This is a genomic window from Sphingosinicella xenopeptidilytica (assembly GCF_042676985.1).
GTDB lineage: Bacteria > Pseudomonadota > Alphaproteobacteria > Sphingomonadales > Sphingomonadaceae > Sphingosinicella > Sphingosinicella xenopeptidilytica.
In genome coordinates this window covers 203399-219558 of the sequence record NZ_JBHTIK010000001.1, presented here as the reverse complement: position 1 = coordinate 219558, position 16160 = coordinate 203399, and the positions used below count along the sequence as shown (strand labels likewise).

Below are 16160 nucleotides of genomic sequence, written 5' to 3'. Positions count from 1 at the left end.
CGGCGGTGAGGCCGGCCGACAGGAACGGTCCTGAAAAATCCAGGTTCCCGAGCGAGCAGAGACGCGAAATGCGTCTCGCCGAAGTCTCTTCAAAATCCGTGCCAAGCGCAGAATGACGGTGTTTCGCGGATTCTGATTCATGAAATGCCCAATAAATAGGCGCACAAAACTACGCGCCTGAAAATTGGGCATCCGTCATGCTCTTTCGCGCGATGCGATGTGCAGCTAGGGTCCGGCCATGCGGCACACTCACGACACGATCATCATCGGCGGCGGCCTCGTCGGCATGACGACGGCGCTTGCGCTCGCCGCCTCCGGCATCCGCTCCGCCGTCATCGACAGCGCTGATCTCGACGCGACGCTCGCTGCAGGCTTCGACGGCCGCGCCTCGGCGATCGCCAGTGCGACGTGGCGGATGCTCGCCGCGCTCGGCCTCGATGCCGAGCTTGAATCGAAAGGCTGCCCAATCCGCGAGATTCGCGTCACGGACGGCCTCTCGCCGCTGCACCTCCATTTCGACGGCACCGGCGACGCGTCGGGCGAGCCGCTCGGCTATATGTTCGAAAACCGCCACCTGCGCATGGCGCTTGTCGCGGCCGGGGCGGCTTCCCCCCATATCGACGTCTATGCGCCGGATGCCGCCGCCACAATCGAACGCGCAGAGGCGGGCGTCACGGTGCGCCTTGCAAGCGGCGCCACGCTCACCGCGCCGCTTCTCATCGCCGCAGACGGTCGCCGCTCGAAAATTCGCGAGGATGCGGGCATCCGCATCGCGGCGTGGAGCTATCACCAGACTGCGATCGTCGGCATGATCGAGCACGACGTGCCGCACGGGAATGTCGCTTTCGAACTGTTCTATCCGGCCGGGCCGTTCGCGGTACTGCCGATGCTGCCGGGCACGCGCTCGGCGATCGTGTGGACCGTGAGCGAACGCGATGCTGCCGCTACGCTGGCGCTGCCGGAACGTGCCTTCGTCGCCGAGATCGACAAGCGCATGGGCGGCTTCCTCGGCAACATTCGGCTCGCCGCGAAGCCCAGCTCCTTCCCGCTCGGCTTCCATCATGCCGAGCGTTACACAGATCGCCGCCTGATCCTCGTGGGTGACAGCGCGCACGGTATGCACCCCATCGCCGGCCAGGGCCTCAACCTCGGTCTCCGCGATTCGGCTGCGCTGGCAGACGTGCTGGCGGAGGCCGTGCGGCTCGGGCTCGATCTCGGCGATCCGCAGGTGCTCGCGCGCTATCAGCGCTGGCGGGGTTTCGACAGCATGTCGGTGATGGGCGCGACCGATGTGCTCAACAAGCTGTTCGCGATCCCCGGACGCCCTGCGGCAACGATCCGCCGCCTCGGTCTTGCCGGTGTGCACCGTCTGCCGCCGCTCAAGCGCTTCTTCATGGCCGAGGCGCGCGGCGCGTCGGGCGATCTGCCGTCGCTGCTGCGCGGCGATCTGCCCTAACTCTCGTCCTCGCCGAGTTCGCGGGCTTCCTCGATCACCATCACCGGCACACCGTCGCGCACAGGATAGGCGAGCCCCGCCGCCTTGCTGACGAGTTCCTGGCGCTCGCGATCATAGCTGAGCGGCGCCTTGGTGAGCGGACACACAAGGATCGCGAGTAGCCGCGGATCGACATCGCGGCTCAATGCACCAGTCCTGAACCATTTTCGGCGCCGGGCTGCGCGAGCGTCATCAGCGCGCAGAGTGTTGCGGCGCGGATCGGCACGGTCTTCGCTTCCAGCAGCGCCTGTTTTTCCGCCACGTCGAACGGGCAGACGGCGGCGAGCGTGTTCACCAGCGATTCGTCGTCCGCGCCCGAAACCGCCTCCCAGTCCGCCGAGAGGTTCTGCGTATCGAGATAGGTGCGCAGCGTCGTTTCAAGGTCGGCGCGCAGCACCGCCGCCATCGGCTGCGGCGCCTGAAAGTCCTCGATGAAATCGCGGAAGTCGGCGCGCACCTGCCGATAGGGCGTTTCCACGTCGAGCTCTTCGGCGATACGAAAGCGCGTGACGCCGGTCAGCACGATCAGCAGTCGCCCGTTTTCGGGATCGGTAAACTGCGTGATGCGGCCGAGCCCGCCGATCTCGAACAGGCTGCCGTCTTCCTTGGGCTGGATCATGCCGATCAGCCGGTCGCCGCCCATTGCGGTTTTCACCATCGCGAGGTAGCGCGGCTCGAAGATGTTGAGCGGCAGCTGTCCGCGCGGCAGCACGATCGCGTTTTCCAGCGGAAACACCGGGATCACCTCCGGCAGCGCGCTGGCGCCGAAACCGCTCACGAGAACAGCAGCGCCGAAAGCTTGCGTCGGGCGGCGTTCACCCATGGGTCTTCAAGGCCGATCGCCTCGAACAGCTTCAGAAGCTGCGCGCGCGCCGCATTGTCGTTCCAGCCGGGCTCGCGGCGCATCACCTCGAACAGGTGCTCGGCCGCAGCATCGCGTTCGCCGTTCGCGGCAAGCGCGGCGGCAAGCTCCAGCCGTTTCGCATGGTCATCCGGGTTCGCGGCGAGCGCGCTTTCAAGGCCGGCGAGCGCGCCGACGGGAACGCGCTTCTTCGCCATCTCGATTGCGGCGCGCACCTGCGCCAGCCCCGGCGCCTTGCTGTCGGCGGCAACGGTGCCAAGCGCGGCTTCGGCCTCGTCGATCCGGTCGAGCCCGGCGAGCGCGCGGGCAAGCCCGATCGCGTGCGCTTCCTGCTCGGGCTCTTCGGTGAGCAGCGCGGTGTAAATCTGCTCGGCCTGCGCGAAGTCGCCGGCGTCGAGCGCCGCAGCGGCGGCCTCGGCATAGGCGGCCAGCGACTTGTCATGGCCATCCGCCGCGTTGATCGGCAGCTGCGGCAGGATCTGGTCGAGGAAGGCAGCAAGCTCGCGCTCGGTGCGTGCGGGCGTCAGGTCGGCAACCGGCTGGCCTTGGAAGAACGCATAGACCGTGGGGATCGACTGCACGCGAAACTGCGATGCGATCATCTGGTTCTTGTCGACATCGATCTTCACCAGCTTCACGCCGCGCGCCGCATAGTCCGCCGCGACCTTTTCGAGCACGGGCGCCAGCTGTTTGCAGGGGCCGCACCAGTCCGCATAGAAATCGAGGATGACGAGCGATGTCATCGACGGCTCGATCACGTCGCGCTTGAACGCCTCGATCGAAGCCCGCTCGGATTCGGGGGTGCTGAGAGTGGCCAAGATGCGTGCCCTTTTCGAAAGATAGGGTTGGTTCCCGGCGTTCATATGGGAAGTGCGCGCACCCCGTCCAACCCCAATCGCGAATCCGCTTGCGCTTTTCGCCGCGCTCATGCTAGCAGCCGCGACCTCTGGCGGAGCCAAGCCTCCGCATACGTTCGAGCGGGCGTAGCTCAGGGGTAGAGCACAACCTTGCCAAGGTTGGGGTCGAGGGTTCGAATCCCTTCGCCCGCTCCAGAAACTTCAAGAAAATCATGCACTTATCGGCGGCGCGCAAGCGTTCGCCTGATTGTGTGATTCTCCCGGAACCACGGCGGAACCAATCGGCGGAAAACTCAGGCCATTTCGGGCGAGCCCAAGGCAACCCGGCGCTTCACGATTCTCCGCACGCCGCTATCGGCCTTCGCGGGGACTGCCGGCTCTTCGTCGATATCCGCGCCGCCGAGCAGCCTGTACGCCTCCTTGGCCGCGCTCGTCATGTTCGCGCGCAGGTCTTCGTCAATGATGATGACCGCGCGGCGCCCATCGGCCGCGCCCTCCAGCTTCGGCGGATATGCCGTAAGGCCGAACCGCACAGAGCGGATGAACGCGCAGCCGTTCATGGCAAGGCCGTTCACGCGGCAGTCGAAGAAAGCGAGGATGGTGTTGCCCCCGGTGTTGGCCTTGGGGGTGGCAATCCGGGTCAGCCCGGTAACAGTGACTTCGTTCATGCGTTCCTCCTAGATGAATGTGAATCCGCGACTTTCGTATGGTGACGGCGTGGTTTCATTGGCGAGGATGCGCCCCACCGCCATCGCGGCGGCAACAGCGCCGTCGATGCGCCCCCGCGACTTCTCCTTCGTGAACTTCTCGTTTTCGGCCGCGTCCTTCTCGGCGACGGTATTGCCGAAGCACATGCGGAGCAGCGGGTTGCCCCCGTGCCGGAAGTGCCCGGCGAGGATCGCGCGCTTCAATTCCTTCACTGGCGCCGCCATGCTGGCGAAGCCCTGCCCAAACTGATTGATGGTGACGCCTTCGGCCTGAAGGGCTGTGCTGACCGCCGTCGAGTTCCAGCGGTCGATTGCGACTTCCTGCACGCCGTAGGTTTTGCCCAGCCCGACGACGTAATCCACGATGGCAGAGTGATCGACGACGTTGCCTTCCGTCAGCGTCAGGATGCCCGCCTCTGCCCACTTCACATAGTCGGCCCGGTCCTTCTCGCTCTTCGTGGCGATGTTGTCCTTGGGCAGGAAGAACATGGGCAGCACGTCATAACGCCGCGCCTCGCCGGTCCCGTCAGGGAACACGGCGACGACCGCCGTCAGGTCTTCCACGCTCGACAGGTCCACGCCGACCCAGCACGGCCGCCCGGTGAGCGCATCGATCGGCGTCATGGCCTCGGCACGGTCGTATATCTCCAGCGCAAGCCACGGGCTGGCGGCGCCCTCTTGCCAGAGATTGAGATGGAAGCGTTTGAAGTCGGCGATCTCGGCGGGGAAATGTTCGATGCGCCGGGCCTTGATTCGCAGCTCTTCCAGCGAACAGAAGCCCGCTTCGATCGCCGGGTTGGCGGCGTGCCATTGCGCCTCATCGCGCCAGTCCGCGTCGGCGTCGGCGGCGAATATGATCGGGGCGAAAGTCGGATCCTCGATCTCGCCGCTCGCCACCTTGTGCGAGTAATTCCAGAGGTCCGACGCAAGCCCGCCCGTGCCGTCGCCGGCAGTCGAGATGATCACCGTCAACGGGTGCGAGCGCTTCACCATAGAATCGGTGACCGTCTTGAAGAGCTTGCGGCCCTCGCCAGTCGGCCACGCGTGTATCTCGTCGGCGAGGAAGAACGAGACGTTGAGGCCGTGTTTTGAGTAGGCCTCCGACGATATCGCCTTCAGCGTGCTCTTCGTCTTGGGGTGCCCCAGCGTCTTGCGGCTTTCGACCGCACGGATGCGGCTCGAAAGAACATCGTCCTGGAGCGCGAACTGATGCGCGGAGTTGAAGGCAATGCCCGCGTTCTCGCGGTCGGCGGCGGCCATGACAACCTGCCCGCCCTGTTCGGCCTCGGGGCCAAGGAAGTGCGCGAGGCCGAGCCCGGCCGCGAGCGTCGTCTTGGCGTTGCCGCGGGGAATCCAGATGCACGCGATGCGGACGACGCGGTTGCCGTCGTCGTCACTCGGGCCATAGATGCGGCGGATGCACGCTTCCTGAAAGCCGTGCAGGTGGAAGGGCTGGCCTGCAAAGTCGCCTTCCCACAGTCTTAGGCGGCGGATGAAACGGCAGATGCGATCGGCGCGGCCTGTCGGGTCAGGATAGAGCGCCGGGTCAGGCGAGAAGATCGGCGTCCCAGCCATCGTCAGCTTGTCCTTTTTCTTTGCCCTTCCGCCTCGACGTTGACCGCCGAGTCTTCGAGAAGCTTCTGGCTGACGTCCACGTAGCAGGCCATCTCATGGACAGGGATTTCGACCTGGCCATAGGTGGAGCCGGTTTCGCTGCGGTCTTCGGTTTCGCCTACCCACGATGCGGTAGGACGGCCCGTGCGCTTCGGCAGGATCACTGAACCCGACGCCGTGCTGCCGACGCGGGCGGCCTGACGGACGGGGCTGAACTCGACGATGCCCTTGATGACTTCCGCCGCGAACTCGGCAGGGGCGAGATAGCCGCCCGCCGTGTCATCGGACACGCGCAGCGCCTTCACCTCATCGGCGGCAAGCGCTTCACGGCCCGAACGCAGGAAGCCGCCGAAGGCCTTGGCCTCCAGCTTCGGAGCGTCCTTTTCCTCGACGACAGCGCCGGGGCGGTTCAGCTTCTGTTCGATCGCGGCGGCGGACTTCGCGACGTTGCCTACGCTTTCCTCCACCGACTTCAGCCGCGCATCGATGCCGGCTGCACTTTCCTCCAGCGCAGCGACGCGAGCGTCCACAGCACCTTCGTTTCCCGCATCAGCGGGCGCCTTTACTTCAAGGGTCACTGGACCCCTCCTTTCTGTTGCCGCGCCCATCGCGGCGGGGGTTTCGGCCGGAGCCGTCTTCACACTCGTCACGCGCGCCGGATCGGACGCGGGGATCGTGACAAGGGAAATCTCGACGAGATCGATATCTTGGAGCGTGCGGCCACCACCGGCCCGGCGCTCGAACTGGCGCGGCCTGAAGCCGATGCTAAGACCGTTGAGCGCGCCCGCCTTCAGAAGCGCATAGGCCTCTTCACCGCGGCGGGTCTGGCGGATGAGCTTGCCGGTGACGGCGAGGCCCTGATCGTCTTCGCGGATATCAAGCCAGATGCCGATCGGCTCGGCGGGGTCGTGCATCCACAGTAAAAGCGGGGCCGTGGGCGCCACCGCCGAAGACACGGCTGGCGTGCTCTTCCATCGCGATCGACAGGCCGATCGCTTCGCGCATCTGCGTGACGGGGGACAAGCCGACGTTCGGATTGGTGCCCAGCCCTTTGAGGTGCAGCACGTCTTGGCGACGGTAGATGCGCTTTTCGCCGCCCTTCGTGGTGACGGCGTAGGAGGGTTCGAGCGTGACGGTATCGACTTCTACCGTCACCGTTGGCGCGGGGAGCGGGATCATCTCGACGATCACGCCGTTGGTGCGGCCGATGTAGGCGAAGGCATTGCCGTAGAGCAGCAGCGACGTCTGCATGAACGAGCGAAACTCGGCGGCGCTCGTCCATTCGTTCGCCTGCCCGTTCAAGATTTCCGCGAGCGGATGGTCGGCCGCGCGTTCCTTCCCGCCGTCAGCGGTGCGGCGATAGAGGTGCAGGGGAAGCTGCGCGACGCTCTCGGCGATAACCTTCACCGAGCCGTAGACGGTCGGGCAGCGCATCGCGGTTTCGGGGGTGACGGTCGCACCGGCAGCGGTCGGGCTTGCCCCAAACAAAGCAATAAGCTCCGGCGAGGGGTTCGCCAGAGTGCTTTTGCGCTCGAATATCGTTCTTCCGAATATTTTCATTTCACCTCGCGGTCTTGCCGCGAGGGAAGGGTCAGGGCGCCGGGCGCGAAAAGGAAGTGAAATCGGCCGTCAGTCCGGCCTTAGATGTGCTTGAAAATTCGGGGAAATTCAGTCGTTTTCGCCAACGTCCATCGGGCGCCAGTGATCCCATATGAAGTCATCGTCCTGATGGCCCCGGCGATAGAAAACGGAGCTGCGTGATCCCTGCGTGACGATCGCCATCTTGGCATCGATCAGCACCAGCCGCCGCCCCTTCATCCACACCGCGAGGCCCCGCCTGCCGAAGAGATCGTGAGCGCTCCAGCCGAGCGCCGAAGCCTGCCCCGCCCAGCGGGTCCACACTGTCAGCGCGTCGGCGACGATCTGCGGCCACAGAACGGCATCGGCACCGCTCGGAACCGGCATCGAGCGAAGGCGAGCGAGAGACGGCGACACTGTGTCATTAGTGTCATTAGTGCCAAATCGAATGTCATCGTCAGCGGGAGGGCGAGACGCTGAGGCCGTGCCAATAGTGTCATTAGTGCCAGAAGGCGCGACTGCCTCACCTTCAAGTTCGCGCGCGAGATCAAGCCAGCGGCTCATCACCGGCTCCGTGGACGGCAGGGTTGACGATGTAGTCCGACGACTTGCGGCCGACATTCGGGCCTGCGCGCGTCGCTACCGATCGCAGCCATTCGGCCTCGACAAGGAACTCGACGGCGCGGTTGAACGGCTCGGCATCACGCATTCCCGGCAGTTGGGACTGTCGCCGGAGCGCGCGGGCGTTGAACTTCTCGATCCGGTTCTTGATGATGTAGCGCGCCAGCGTCGCCGCATGGCGCTCCACAGGCGGCAGGGCAGCGTCCCCGAACACGCGCAGGGCCGAAGGCTTGGCGTAGTCGTCCACGAATGCGGCGGCGGCGGCGACCGTATGCACGCTGATGCTGCGCGGTTCTTCCCCGCCACGCGCCGCCCAGCCTGCCAACTCGGCGATCAGGGACAGACGCAGCACCGTGCCCGGGAGCTTGCCGCAGAAGCCTTTGTAGAGCGAACCGGCATCAGCGAGGCCTTCGCGGTTCGCGGTCATCCACGTTTCGAAGAGCGTGGCAGCGGCTTCGTCGAGCGGCAGCGTGATATGCGTGTCGCGGCCATCGGCATCCACGCCCCACTGGAGACCGTCGAGGCGGCGGTATATGCCGTCAAGCGCGCGCTCGTCTGCGATGGCGCGGGGGCGATGATACGGAACGGGTTCGGGCCATGCCCAAAGGAACCGGGCAACAAGGCCGTCGTCGTCACCGTCGAGAAGCGCGCTCGAAAGCCGGTCGGGCTGGATGCCGCCGAGCACGCAAACGCCGTTGTAAGGGACGATGAGCGGCCGGCCCTCGTTCTTCTGACGATCGATGATAAGCCGGCGCCCGCCGTAGGCCTCAAGCCAGAACTGCCGCCCTCCCGGCGCGTAGCGATCGAAACTTGTAAGCCATCCGGCGAGTTCGTCACGCAGATGCAACGTGCCTTCGCGGTTCCCGGACAAGATCGTGCCGAGCGATTCCGGCGTGGCATCCATGACGGACAGGCGGCGGCGCTGCGGCTTCTCCGGTTCAACCGCGCCGGACGGGAGCGGCGGCGTGCCGACACCATCCTTCACGGCGTTCTTGACGGCCTCCTTCCACGCGGACTTCTCGACGCCCGCGCGCTCGGCATCGGCCTCCCACGCGGCGACGCGGTCCGCATAGTTCCGCGCAAGATCGGTTTCGATGTCACGCAGCGGGCCGGTAGCGGCGTCGATTGCCGGGCTTTTGTTCGAACTCGGATCGCCGACAACGGCCGTCCAGAGGATGCAGGGTTCCGCCCAATTCGATGTGCTGTAGGGCCGCGCCCGGCGCTTGCCGCCGATCAGCGACGCCGCGACGGCGAGGTAAGACACAGCGACATATTCGACCGGCGCCCCCGCGCCTTCAGCGAGATCGCGGAGCAGGTCCCACGCGCTGCCGAACAGCTCGGGCGGCATAACGGGAGGTGCGCGCCGTCCTGCCGACAGCACGCTCATGTCCGGCGAGCGCCACAGCTCAACCTCTTCGTATTCGGCATCAGTTTTGTGTTTGAAAGCGGCGGTCATCCGCGCAATCCCTTCATGAGTTCGGCATTGAAATCTTTAAATGGCGGCGTCGGCCGGATGATCCTGGCCCGCCTTCCCGCTTCCACGAACGCGGCGCCCGCTTCCTGCGCGGCCCGCTCGCCCGCTTCGTCGGCATCGGCGCCGATGATCACACTCTTCACGGAATCCGGAAGCACCATCGCCGCCATCATCCCCGCGCCCGCGCAGGCAAACGCCGTCACGCCCGTTTCCTGTTGAAGGCTCAGCGCGTCCTCGACGCCTTCCGTCACGATGATCTCGGCGCTCGGCGGCCCCAGCCGGACGGCGCCGCCCTTGATCCGGCCGAGCGACAGCTTCGGCTTCGGCACGTCGTCGGCCTTGCGGGCGTCTTCGGTGAGGAACGTGCGCTGCACACCGATCAGGCGATCCGTGTAGTCGGTGACGATCGCCAGCAACACAGGGCGCTTCGGCCCGCTCGTCCCGTATTTGAGGCGCGTGAAGCGCAGCGTGTCAGGCGCCGGCATCGCGATCCCGCGCGATTCCAGATAGCGCGCCGCAATCGTGCCCGCGACCGGTTCGGACGCCTGCACCATCTGCAGAAGTTCCGGCGTGCGATCGATGGCCGGTTCCGGTGTGAACGCGCGCCTTGCGGTCGGCGCCCATTCCTCGCCGAGCATCCGGGCCGCTTCGATCAGGTTGACGCCCTCGGCAGCCTTCAGGAAATCGAGAACGTCACCACACGCGCCGCAGCCGAAACAGTAGTAACGGCGATCGTCCGCGAAGATCGTGAAGCTCGGCGTCTTCTCATGGTGGAAGGGGCAACACGCCTTCATTTCGCGCCCGGCCCGCCGCAGCTTCGCGTAGCGGCTGACGACGGACGACAGCGGGTTCGCGTCGCGGATCGCTTCGAAGTCCATTAGCTGGCCCTCCGCTGATAGCGGTCGAAGAGATCGACGATCCATTTTTTCTGGCGCGGCGTCGGATCGAGGCCGGCGGCAAGCTTGTAGGTCATCGAGTTGATGAACTGCTGCTCCTTCACCGTCAGGGTGTAGCGGCACTCCCGGTAGAGAAATTCCGCCATCTGCCGAAGCTCGCCGCGCGCGATATCGGGATAGGGATCATCATCATGGTGCACCGGCTGCGCTTCTTCATGCTCCACCGCCGCCGCGAGGGCGTGGAAGTCGAGGCCCGCAGCCCGCAGTGTCCGCTCGAGCGCCCGCACCGTCGCCAGAGCTTCCCCGTCACGGTCGGAGCCGAGCAGCGGAATCAGCTTCGCCAGCTTCGGCGCGACGGGAGCGAGCGCGGCAGAATGAGAAAGGCCAGTCATGCGCCCCTCGCAACGCCGTCGCCGCACCAATCGGAGATTCGCACGACCGGCCACTGGGCAGTTTCATGGCTATATTCGCTGGGCGCAGGCGAACGGCGGCGACAGGCGCCTTTGTTGCCGAGACCGTCGTCTTGCCAGTGCTCGAAAAAGCGGCAGCCGCCGCAGCGGGCGCTCATGCTATGCCTGCCCGCTGTGAGTGATCACGCCGCCAAGGCGCTCCGCCGCCCAGCGATCCAATTCTTCGCGCGGATAGAGCGGCGTGCGCAGGCTCTTCTGATAGCCGGGTCCGCCGCCGACGCTGGCGTATTTCGCGAGTGTCGCCGGCGCGACTTCCACGCCATGCACAAGCTTCAGATATTCCGCCGCTTCCCAGCGCCGCAAACGCGGCTTGCGAAGCGCAGGCGGCAGGCAAAGCTCCGCAGACCCCGCCGAAGCGGGTTTCAATTCTTCAGTCATTTCAAAGTCTCCTAGTGGTCCAGTGCCGCCACACACATCGCGGCTAGGTGGTTATTCCCTCTTGGTATTGTCGGCCCAGCCCACCGGCAGGCCGTATGCGCGGCGCTTCATCTTCCGAACCGCCAAAGTGATGTTCACGTCGAGCAAGCTGTCGAAATTCTTGAGGTGATAGCGCGCCTCTTCCTCGTCGGTGCCCGCACACCGGCGAGCAGAGCGGACGGTCTTGCGGTCTTCTTCGATGACAGACGCCAAGCCGAAAGAATGCTCGATCGGGGCGTTTCCGTCGAACTCGCCCCACGCCACTGCCTGCATGTTTTCCAAGGGGCTCGGCTGTGGCGACTTCGTGAAAATCCAGCGGCCGTTTACGATCAGCAGGTGATCATCGATGCAGGGGATATCTACGGTACGAGAATTCTGAGGGAGATAGAGACCGAGAGGATCATGCTCCCCAAAATAGACCGGGCTGGCAGTGAGCGCGCGCAGCCTCAGACTCGGCAGTCCGTTAGCGCTGCGGTCAACGGTCATCGTGCCGTCGCCGGACGGATTGAAATGGGCTGCGGGGATGCGGAAAATATCGCCCTGTGTCGGGTTGGGATGGCTCGCATCGACACAGGGATAGGCAAAGCCATCCCACACATCTGCCGGCACGACATCAGTCGGAAGCCAGCCGCCTGAACGGTCGAACATCAGCAGGGACCGCACACCGCTGGCGATGTTGCTGAAGTCCACAACAGGCGTCGGCGTGGAAGCGATAAAGGGCGTTGCGGCAATGATATTCGCGGCCACCTCGAAGGTCAGGCGGGCCTCGCTCAGTGCGTGGATGATGGCGACGGCGTTGCGGGTCTTCGGCGAAATCCTGCGGGAGTGCTTGCTGCCGCGCCCACCACCAGTCACGCCAGAGCGAAGATAGGGAATGTTGAGAACGAGGCCGACAGCGCGCGGCGCCATGCCGGTATAGTCGGCAAGCTCCTGATCACTCAGGCGTCCGGTCCACCAGTTGAGGCACTTTTCGCGGTCGAGCACGTCATAATCCCATTTCGAGTTCTAAATGACGTAGCACGCGATTTGGAGGAGTGCAATCTAAATTGCGCAAGTATGTAATTTAAAAAAACGCCCGGCTTGTGAGGCCGGGCGCTGATGCGGAGATTTCAAAAGGGTCTATCCGAACTCGACGCCCTCCCGATCGTGCTCGTCCTCTTCGTCCATGTACGGGTGGCCGTCGTCAGGATCGCCCGCGCCGCCGTCCTGATAGCGGAATGCGAGGTCGTCATCGCGGCCTTCGCAGCGGTCTTCGTCATCGTCTTCAAGGTCGGCGTCACCGTCCGCACGATCCAGCATCTCGACAAGCTGCTCCACGATGGCCTCCACGATATGGCGGGGCGCGACCTTGAAGCCCTCGTGAAACACAGCGGGCATTTCGAAGCAGCCCATGACGGGCGGGCTCTGGAAGCGGATCGTCATTGCGCCAGCCCTTCCATGCGTTCCGCCTGCCTGCCGATCGCGCCCGCCCATGCGGGTGCCGGGCACGACACCGCGAGTAAGCCCACGGACTCGGCGATGGTCGAGAGGTCCGCCGACAGGCGCCGCACGTCGGCAGCGATGGCCGCGATCAGTGCAGGACCGCCGTCCGTGTCGTCCGCCTTGTGCTCGGCATAGGCTTCCAGCTTCCACACCACCTCCCCGAAGTCCGGCGCGGGTGTGAGAAGAACATCGTCCAGCGCCGCAACTTGATCGCCGACGAGCACGCCGAAACGCGCCTCGACTTCCTTGATCGCGTCGAAGTCCTGCGCCTCGGCGCGGGCGACAGGGCGCACCTGCTCGCGGTGGAACGTCTCGGCCTCGTAAGCCAGGCGGAAATACTCGACTTTCGCGGCGTGGTAGGCAGCGTGGGGATTGGTGGAGGCGGAGAGCGCCTGTAGTGTGGTCACAGCCATGATCGTCTCCCAAAAGACGGTTGCGGTTAGAGCCGTGGGAGAGTTGGCGCTTTCCTACGGCTCGATTTTCTGATAACCGATAACAACTATGATTACAATAGCTGATAACAGAAAATCACGGGGTCGACCAAAAACAGGAATCGGCAGCCCGGTTGGCCTTCGCCTTTATGCCGATCAGGAAGCGGCTGTAGACACGTGGATCGAAGGCTTGCCCGATCCCAAACCATCGCGCCCGGAGGCTCTTCGCCAGCTTGTGGCGCGCGGCCTTTCCGATACCAGCCCTACAGCATCAGGTGTGACCCCCGACGATCTCCTGAAGGTCGCCAAGCTCCTGTATGAGGATGCGCGGCGCGGCGATCCATCTGCCCCGGAATGGGCTGACTACATTGCCCGCCTTCAAAACAAGCGCGGGCAAACATCTTGGGCGGATAACTTCAAGGCCCTGACTAGGCTCGATGCGAGCTATGAGACCGACGACGATCTCCGCGAGGATTTCGGGGACGACGCCCCGCTCGTCCGTAAGGTCGCGGACCTGATGCGCGTAGTGTTCGCGCCGCCAGAGACGCCCTAGCCCACCGGCCACCCGTCCGCCTCCGTGCCGAGCGCCGGGCCGGGGAATTGCTGAAGGAGTTGGCGCGGGCTGATCTTGCCGAGACCGGGAAGGCGGCACGAGAGAGGCAGTTGGGGTTGTCCAACGATGCGACAACCCCATCTCCATACGCCGCCGCCCTCGCAGACACCGGCATGAGCCGCTCGGCAGGAGTCAGGCGATCGGCCATCCGTCCGCACTGATCGCCGGCCGATACCGCGTCCCAAACTGTTCAGCCGTGACCCGCCGGTGACATTCCGCGCATAGATTTCTGGTGTTGCCGTCGTCGTCGCTGCCACCCTTGGCCAGTGGGATCGCGTGATCCACCAACGCCTTACCGCCGTCACCGATCGCGGCGGCGAGTTGCGGGCCAAGGCGCTGGCCGACAAGATCCACTGCGATTGCGGCGCGCTTGGCGGGGCTGTCGATCTTGCCCATCTGCACGGCGATGGCGTCGAGAAGCTGGTCCGTCGTCTGGATTTTCCCGCTCGTTATGTCGGCGGTAATTCCGAGTTCGGTGAGCGCCTTCGTCGCCTCGTTCTTCGTCCCGGCAGCCGCATCGCCCTGCGTAACGATCAGGCGCTTGAGGATTTTGTCGAACGCCGCCGCGTCGATCTCCAGAGCGCGGAACGCGGCCTGCAAAGTCTGGAATCGTTCGACGCCGATATTCGCCTGCGCGGCTGCCGTTGCGAGGTCGTCCGCCGCGTCCAGGATGCTCTTGGCGCCCCGTTCCAGCGCCGCGAAGCCCACGCCCACGCCAAGCGTAGCAATGACGGTTTTGAACTTGCCGACCGATGTTCCGAGCTTGTCGAAGTTACGGTCAACGCGGTCGAGGTGCTTCTCCGTCTGGCGCTGAAAGCTGCCGACTTCCTTTTCGAGGGAGTGCAGATTTCGCCGCGCTAGTTCGACCTGCGCGTCGACCTGCAAGAGCAGGTTGTTGACGTCATCCGCCATCTAGTTCGGCCTCCCGCCGCCGTCATACTCATTGGCTATGGCGCGCAGCAGTTCAGCCACCTCGTGCGCGGTGAAATGCTCCAGCGCGAGCCGGGACGCCGTGGCGACGGCCGCGAGCAGGATAAGGGGATCATTGTCGTCCGCGAGGCCCATCAGGGCGGGCGCCAGTGCGTCCGTGTAGGCGGGCAGCTTCGGCGCGGCGACGAGACGTTCGGCGAGGGTCATGGTCATGCCGGGCAGTTTCGCACGCGGCGCGAAAACGCAATACACGTATAGGTTGTGCGTCGGCGGTTAGGTTTTCCCGACGTGGCGCGGAGAGGATGCTATGCAGTGATTTGGCACTAATGACACTATTGGCACAGTGTCAGCGTCTCGCCCTCGCCATCTGCACCACCTTCGCCTTGCCGGTATCTCCGTTCAGCGCGGCGGCGATCCGGGCCGATACACGGTTCGCGGCACTGACAAGCGCGTTGTCCGGCACATGGGCATAGCGGGCCGTCACGCCCGAAACGGAATGCCCCAGCAATCCGGCGATGGTCAGCTCCGAATAGCCCATCTCTGCCGCCGTGGCGGCGAAGCTGTGGCGAAGAACATGCACCGTCACGTCTTCGAGCTTCGCCTTCTCACAGAGACGGGCGAGCACCTTGGGAAGGCCGACGAAATGCCCCTTCCCCCTCGCCGCCGGAAATACCCATCCGTTCCGGCGAGGCGTGTCTGCTATCGCCGCGAAGGCGCTGGCGCCGATCGGGCGAATCTGCGCGCCGCTCTTCGTGTCGCCGAACCGGATGCACCCGCCTTCAGGGTCCAGCCAGTCCACCGGCAGCGACAGCACTTCCATGCGCCGGCACCCACTCAGCAGCAGGAAGCGGATGGCGGCGTGCGCGACTTCATTCTCCCCATCGTTCGCAGCCTCGCGCATCGCAGCGCCCAGCGCCTTCATCTCGGCAGGCTTTAGGAACCGGCGCTGCTTGCCCTCGGGGGGACGCTCCACGCCGCGCGCGACATTCTCCTTCACAACCTTCCGCTTGCGGGCGAACTCAAGGATGGTGCCCAGCATCCCGACCGTTCGGGAGGCCACGCCCTTGCCGCCCGTCGTGACACCGCCGCGACCTTCACCGCGTTCGGTCGCGGTCTTGCCTGCAATGATATCTGACTGAAGCTTCGCCACGTCGGCCGGCGTCAGGCTGATGACCGTGCGCTTGCCGATCAGCGGTTTGACGTGCCGCTCGATCCGGCTCTTATCCATCGCCAGCGTCGAGGCCTTCACTCGTCCCTCGGCTTCCGTGACATAGAGATCGCACAGCTCGGCGATCGTGATGGCCTGTCTAATCTGTTGCCGCTCGGCGGACGGGTCAGCACCGTGCGCCACCTCGGCGAGCTTCTGCCGCGCGAGCGTTCTGGCCTCTTCCGTCGTGAGCGCGCCGACCCTGCCGATGGCAAGCTTGCGCTGGCGCCCTTCGCGGTTCCGATACTTCAGGATGTAGGACGCCACACCGCTCGGCATCATCCGCACGCCGAAGCCCTTCAGCTCCGCATCCCACAGGAACACCTCCCCTAGCGGTGAGGGTGTCATGGCATCGACAAGGCGCTTGGTCAGCTTGGGCATATTTGGTTCCGCGAGAGTGGCCGCTTTTGGTTCCGTGAAGGCTGCGGAACCACGGCGGAACCAACTGGGAGCAAATCGACGCCACCCTTGTCAACTCTGAGCAAACATGGGAAAAGCACGAAACG

20 protein-coding genes and 1 tRNA gene are annotated in these 16160 nt (G+C 64.8%); 3 read left to right on the top strand and 18 right to left on the bottom strand.

What is annotated here, in order from left to right; genetic code table 11:
• Nucleotides 1-238: 238 nt before the first annotated feature.
• Nucleotides 239-1456: a UbiH/UbiF/VisC/COQ6 family ubiquinone biosynthesis hydroxylase gene (locus ACFQ00_RS01145; RefSeq protein ID WP_381484986.1), complete on the top strand. Its 1218-nt coding sequence runs from the start codon at nucleotides 239-241 to the stop codon at nucleotides 1454-1456.
• On the opposite strand, the gene ACFQ00_RS01140 is transcribed toward ACFQ00_RS01145, so the two are convergent.
• The 3 genes from ACFQ00_RS01140 to ACFQ00_RS01130 are packed head-to-tail and all read right to left on the bottom strand — an operon-like array spanning nucleotide 1453 to nucleotide 3175.
• Nucleotides 1453-1641, bottom strand: a complete 189-nt coding sequence (locus ACFQ00_RS01140) for a Trm112 family protein (protein WP_293779555.1) — start codon at nucleotides 1639-1641, stop codon at nucleotides 1453-1455. The two genes, ACFQ00_RS01145 and ACFQ00_RS01140, sit on opposite strands and share 4 nt — an antisense overlap.
• Nucleotides 1638-2318: an LON peptidase substrate-binding domain-containing protein gene (locus tag ACFQ00_RS01135; protein WP_381484983.1), complete on the bottom strand. Its 681-nt coding sequence runs from the start codon at nucleotides 2316-2318 to the stop codon at nucleotides 1638-1640. The genes ACFQ00_RS01140 and ACFQ00_RS01135 overlap by 4 nt, the downstream gene beginning before the upstream one ends.
• A complete protein-coding gene (locus ACFQ00_RS01130) occupies nucleotides 2270-3175 on the bottom strand; it encodes a tetratricopeptide repeat protein (protein WP_381484980.1) in 906 nt (301 codons plus the stop codon). The genes ACFQ00_RS01135 and ACFQ00_RS01130 overlap by 49 nt, the downstream gene beginning before the upstream one ends.
• A 159-nt stretch (nucleotides 3176-3334) precedes the next feature.
• Here ACFQ00_RS01130 and ACFQ00_RS01125 point away from each other — a divergent pair.
• Nucleotides 3335-3409: transfer RNA gene (locus ACFQ00_RS01125), tRNA-Gly, on the top strand.
• A 98-nt stretch (nucleotides 3410-3507) separates the two neighbouring features.
• Here ACFQ00_RS01125 and ACFQ00_RS01120 read toward each other — a convergent pair.
• The 12 genes from ACFQ00_RS01120 to ACFQ00_RS01065 form a co-directional block, all read right to left on the bottom strand.
• Nucleotides 3508-3882, bottom strand: coding sequence for a hypothetical protein (locus ACFQ00_RS01120; protein ID WP_381484977.1), 375 nt, complete (start codon nucleotides 3880-3882; stop codon nucleotides 3508-3510).
• 9 nt (nucleotides 3883-3891) lie between these two features.
• Entirely contained in the window at nucleotides 3892-5496 is a 1605-nt protein-coding gene (locus ACFQ00_RS01115; RefSeq protein ID WP_381484975.1) for a terminase large subunit, read from the bottom strand.
• A 2-nt stretch (nucleotides 5497-5498) separates the two neighbouring features.
• Nucleotides 5499-6491: a phage major capsid protein gene (locus ACFQ00_RS01110; RefSeq protein ID WP_381484973.1), complete on the bottom strand. Its 993-nt coding sequence runs from the start codon at nucleotides 6489-6491 to the stop codon at nucleotides 5499-5501.
• The gene (locus tag ACFQ00_RS01105) at nucleotides 6412-7023 is read right to left on the bottom strand and encodes a phage portal protein (protein ID WP_381484970.1); all 612 of its coding nucleotides are present in this window, start codon (nucleotides 7021-7023) and stop codon (nucleotides 6412-6414) included. The genes ACFQ00_RS01110 and ACFQ00_RS01105 overlap by 80 nt, the downstream gene beginning before the upstream one ends.
• Before the next feature lie 180 nt (nucleotides 7024-7203).
• A complete protein-coding gene (locus tag ACFQ00_RS01100) occupies nucleotides 7204-7500 on the bottom strand; it encodes a hypothetical protein (protein WP_381484967.1) in 297 nt (98 codons plus the stop codon).
• A gap of 160 nt (nucleotides 7501-7660) precedes the next feature.
• Nucleotides 7661-9190, bottom strand: a complete 1530-nt coding sequence (locus ACFQ00_RS01095) for a DUF3987 domain-containing protein (protein WP_381484965.1) — start codon at nucleotides 9188-9190, stop codon at nucleotides 7661-7663.
• The gene (locus tag ACFQ00_RS01090) at nucleotides 9187-10086 is read right to left on the bottom strand and encodes a CHC2 zinc finger domain-containing protein (protein ID WP_381484963.1); all 900 of its coding nucleotides are present in this window, start codon (nucleotides 10084-10086) and stop codon (nucleotides 9187-9189) included. The genes ACFQ00_RS01095 and ACFQ00_RS01090 overlap by 4 nt, the downstream gene beginning before the upstream one ends.
• A complete protein-coding gene (locus ACFQ00_RS01085; RefSeq protein WP_381484959.1) occupies nucleotides 10086-10496 on the bottom strand; it encodes a hypothetical protein in 411 nt (136 codons plus the stop codon). The genes ACFQ00_RS01090 and ACFQ00_RS01085 overlap by 1 nt, the downstream gene beginning before the upstream one ends.
• Nucleotides 10497-10673: 177 nt before the next feature.
• Nucleotides 10674-10952, bottom strand: coding sequence for a DNA-binding protein (locus tag ACFQ00_RS01080; protein ID WP_381484956.1), 279 nt, complete (start codon nucleotides 10950-10952; stop codon nucleotides 10674-10676).
• 51 nt (nucleotides 10953-11003) lie between these two features.
• The gene (locus ACFQ00_RS01075) at nucleotides 11004-11975 is read right to left on the bottom strand and encodes a hypothetical protein (protein ID WP_381484953.1); all 972 of its coding nucleotides are present in this window, start codon (nucleotides 11973-11975) and stop codon (nucleotides 11004-11006) included.
• Nucleotides 11976-12110: 135 nt separating this feature from the next.
• A complete protein-coding gene (locus ACFQ00_RS01070) occupies nucleotides 12111-12413 on the bottom strand; it encodes a hypothetical protein (RefSeq protein WP_381484951.1) in 303 nt (100 codons plus the stop codon).
• Nucleotides 12410-12886, bottom strand: coding sequence for a hypothetical protein (locus tag ACFQ00_RS01065; RefSeq protein WP_381484948.1), 477 nt, complete (start codon nucleotides 12884-12886; stop codon nucleotides 12410-12412). The genes ACFQ00_RS01070 and ACFQ00_RS01065 overlap by 4 nt, the downstream gene beginning before the upstream one ends.
• Before the next feature lie 208 nt (nucleotides 12887-13094).
• Here ACFQ00_RS01065 and ACFQ00_RS01060 point away from each other — a divergent pair, with 208 nt between their 5' ends.
• The gene (locus ACFQ00_RS01060) at nucleotides 13095-13457 is read left to right on the top strand and encodes a hypothetical protein (RefSeq protein ID WP_381484945.1); all 363 of its coding nucleotides are present in this window, start codon (nucleotides 13095-13097) and stop codon (nucleotides 13455-13457) included.
• A gap of 192 nt (nucleotides 13458-13649) precedes the next feature.
• On the opposite strand, the gene ACFQ00_RS01055 is transcribed toward ACFQ00_RS01060, so the two are convergent.
• From ACFQ00_RS01055 to ACFQ00_RS01045, 3 genes are all read right to left on the bottom strand, one after another.
• Nucleotides 13650-14429 carry an HNH endonuclease signature motif containing protein gene (locus ACFQ00_RS01055; protein ID WP_381484943.1) on the bottom strand — a complete coding sequence of 260 codons (780 nt, stop codon included), beginning with the start codon at nucleotides 14427-14429 and terminating at the stop codon, nucleotides 13650-13652.
• Nucleotides 14430-14660, bottom strand: coding sequence for a hypothetical protein (locus ACFQ00_RS01050; RefSeq protein WP_381484940.1), 231 nt, complete (start codon nucleotides 14658-14660; stop codon nucleotides 14430-14432). It lies immediately after the preceding gene.
• Nucleotides 14661-14793: 133 nt separating this feature from the next.
• Nucleotides 14794-16035 (bottom strand): tyrosine-type recombinase/integrase, encoded by a 1242-nt coding sequence (locus ACFQ00_RS01045; protein WP_381484937.1) that lies wholly within the window; start codon nucleotides 16033-16035, stop codon nucleotides 14794-14796.
• Nucleotides 16036-16160: the final 125 nt, after the last annotated feature.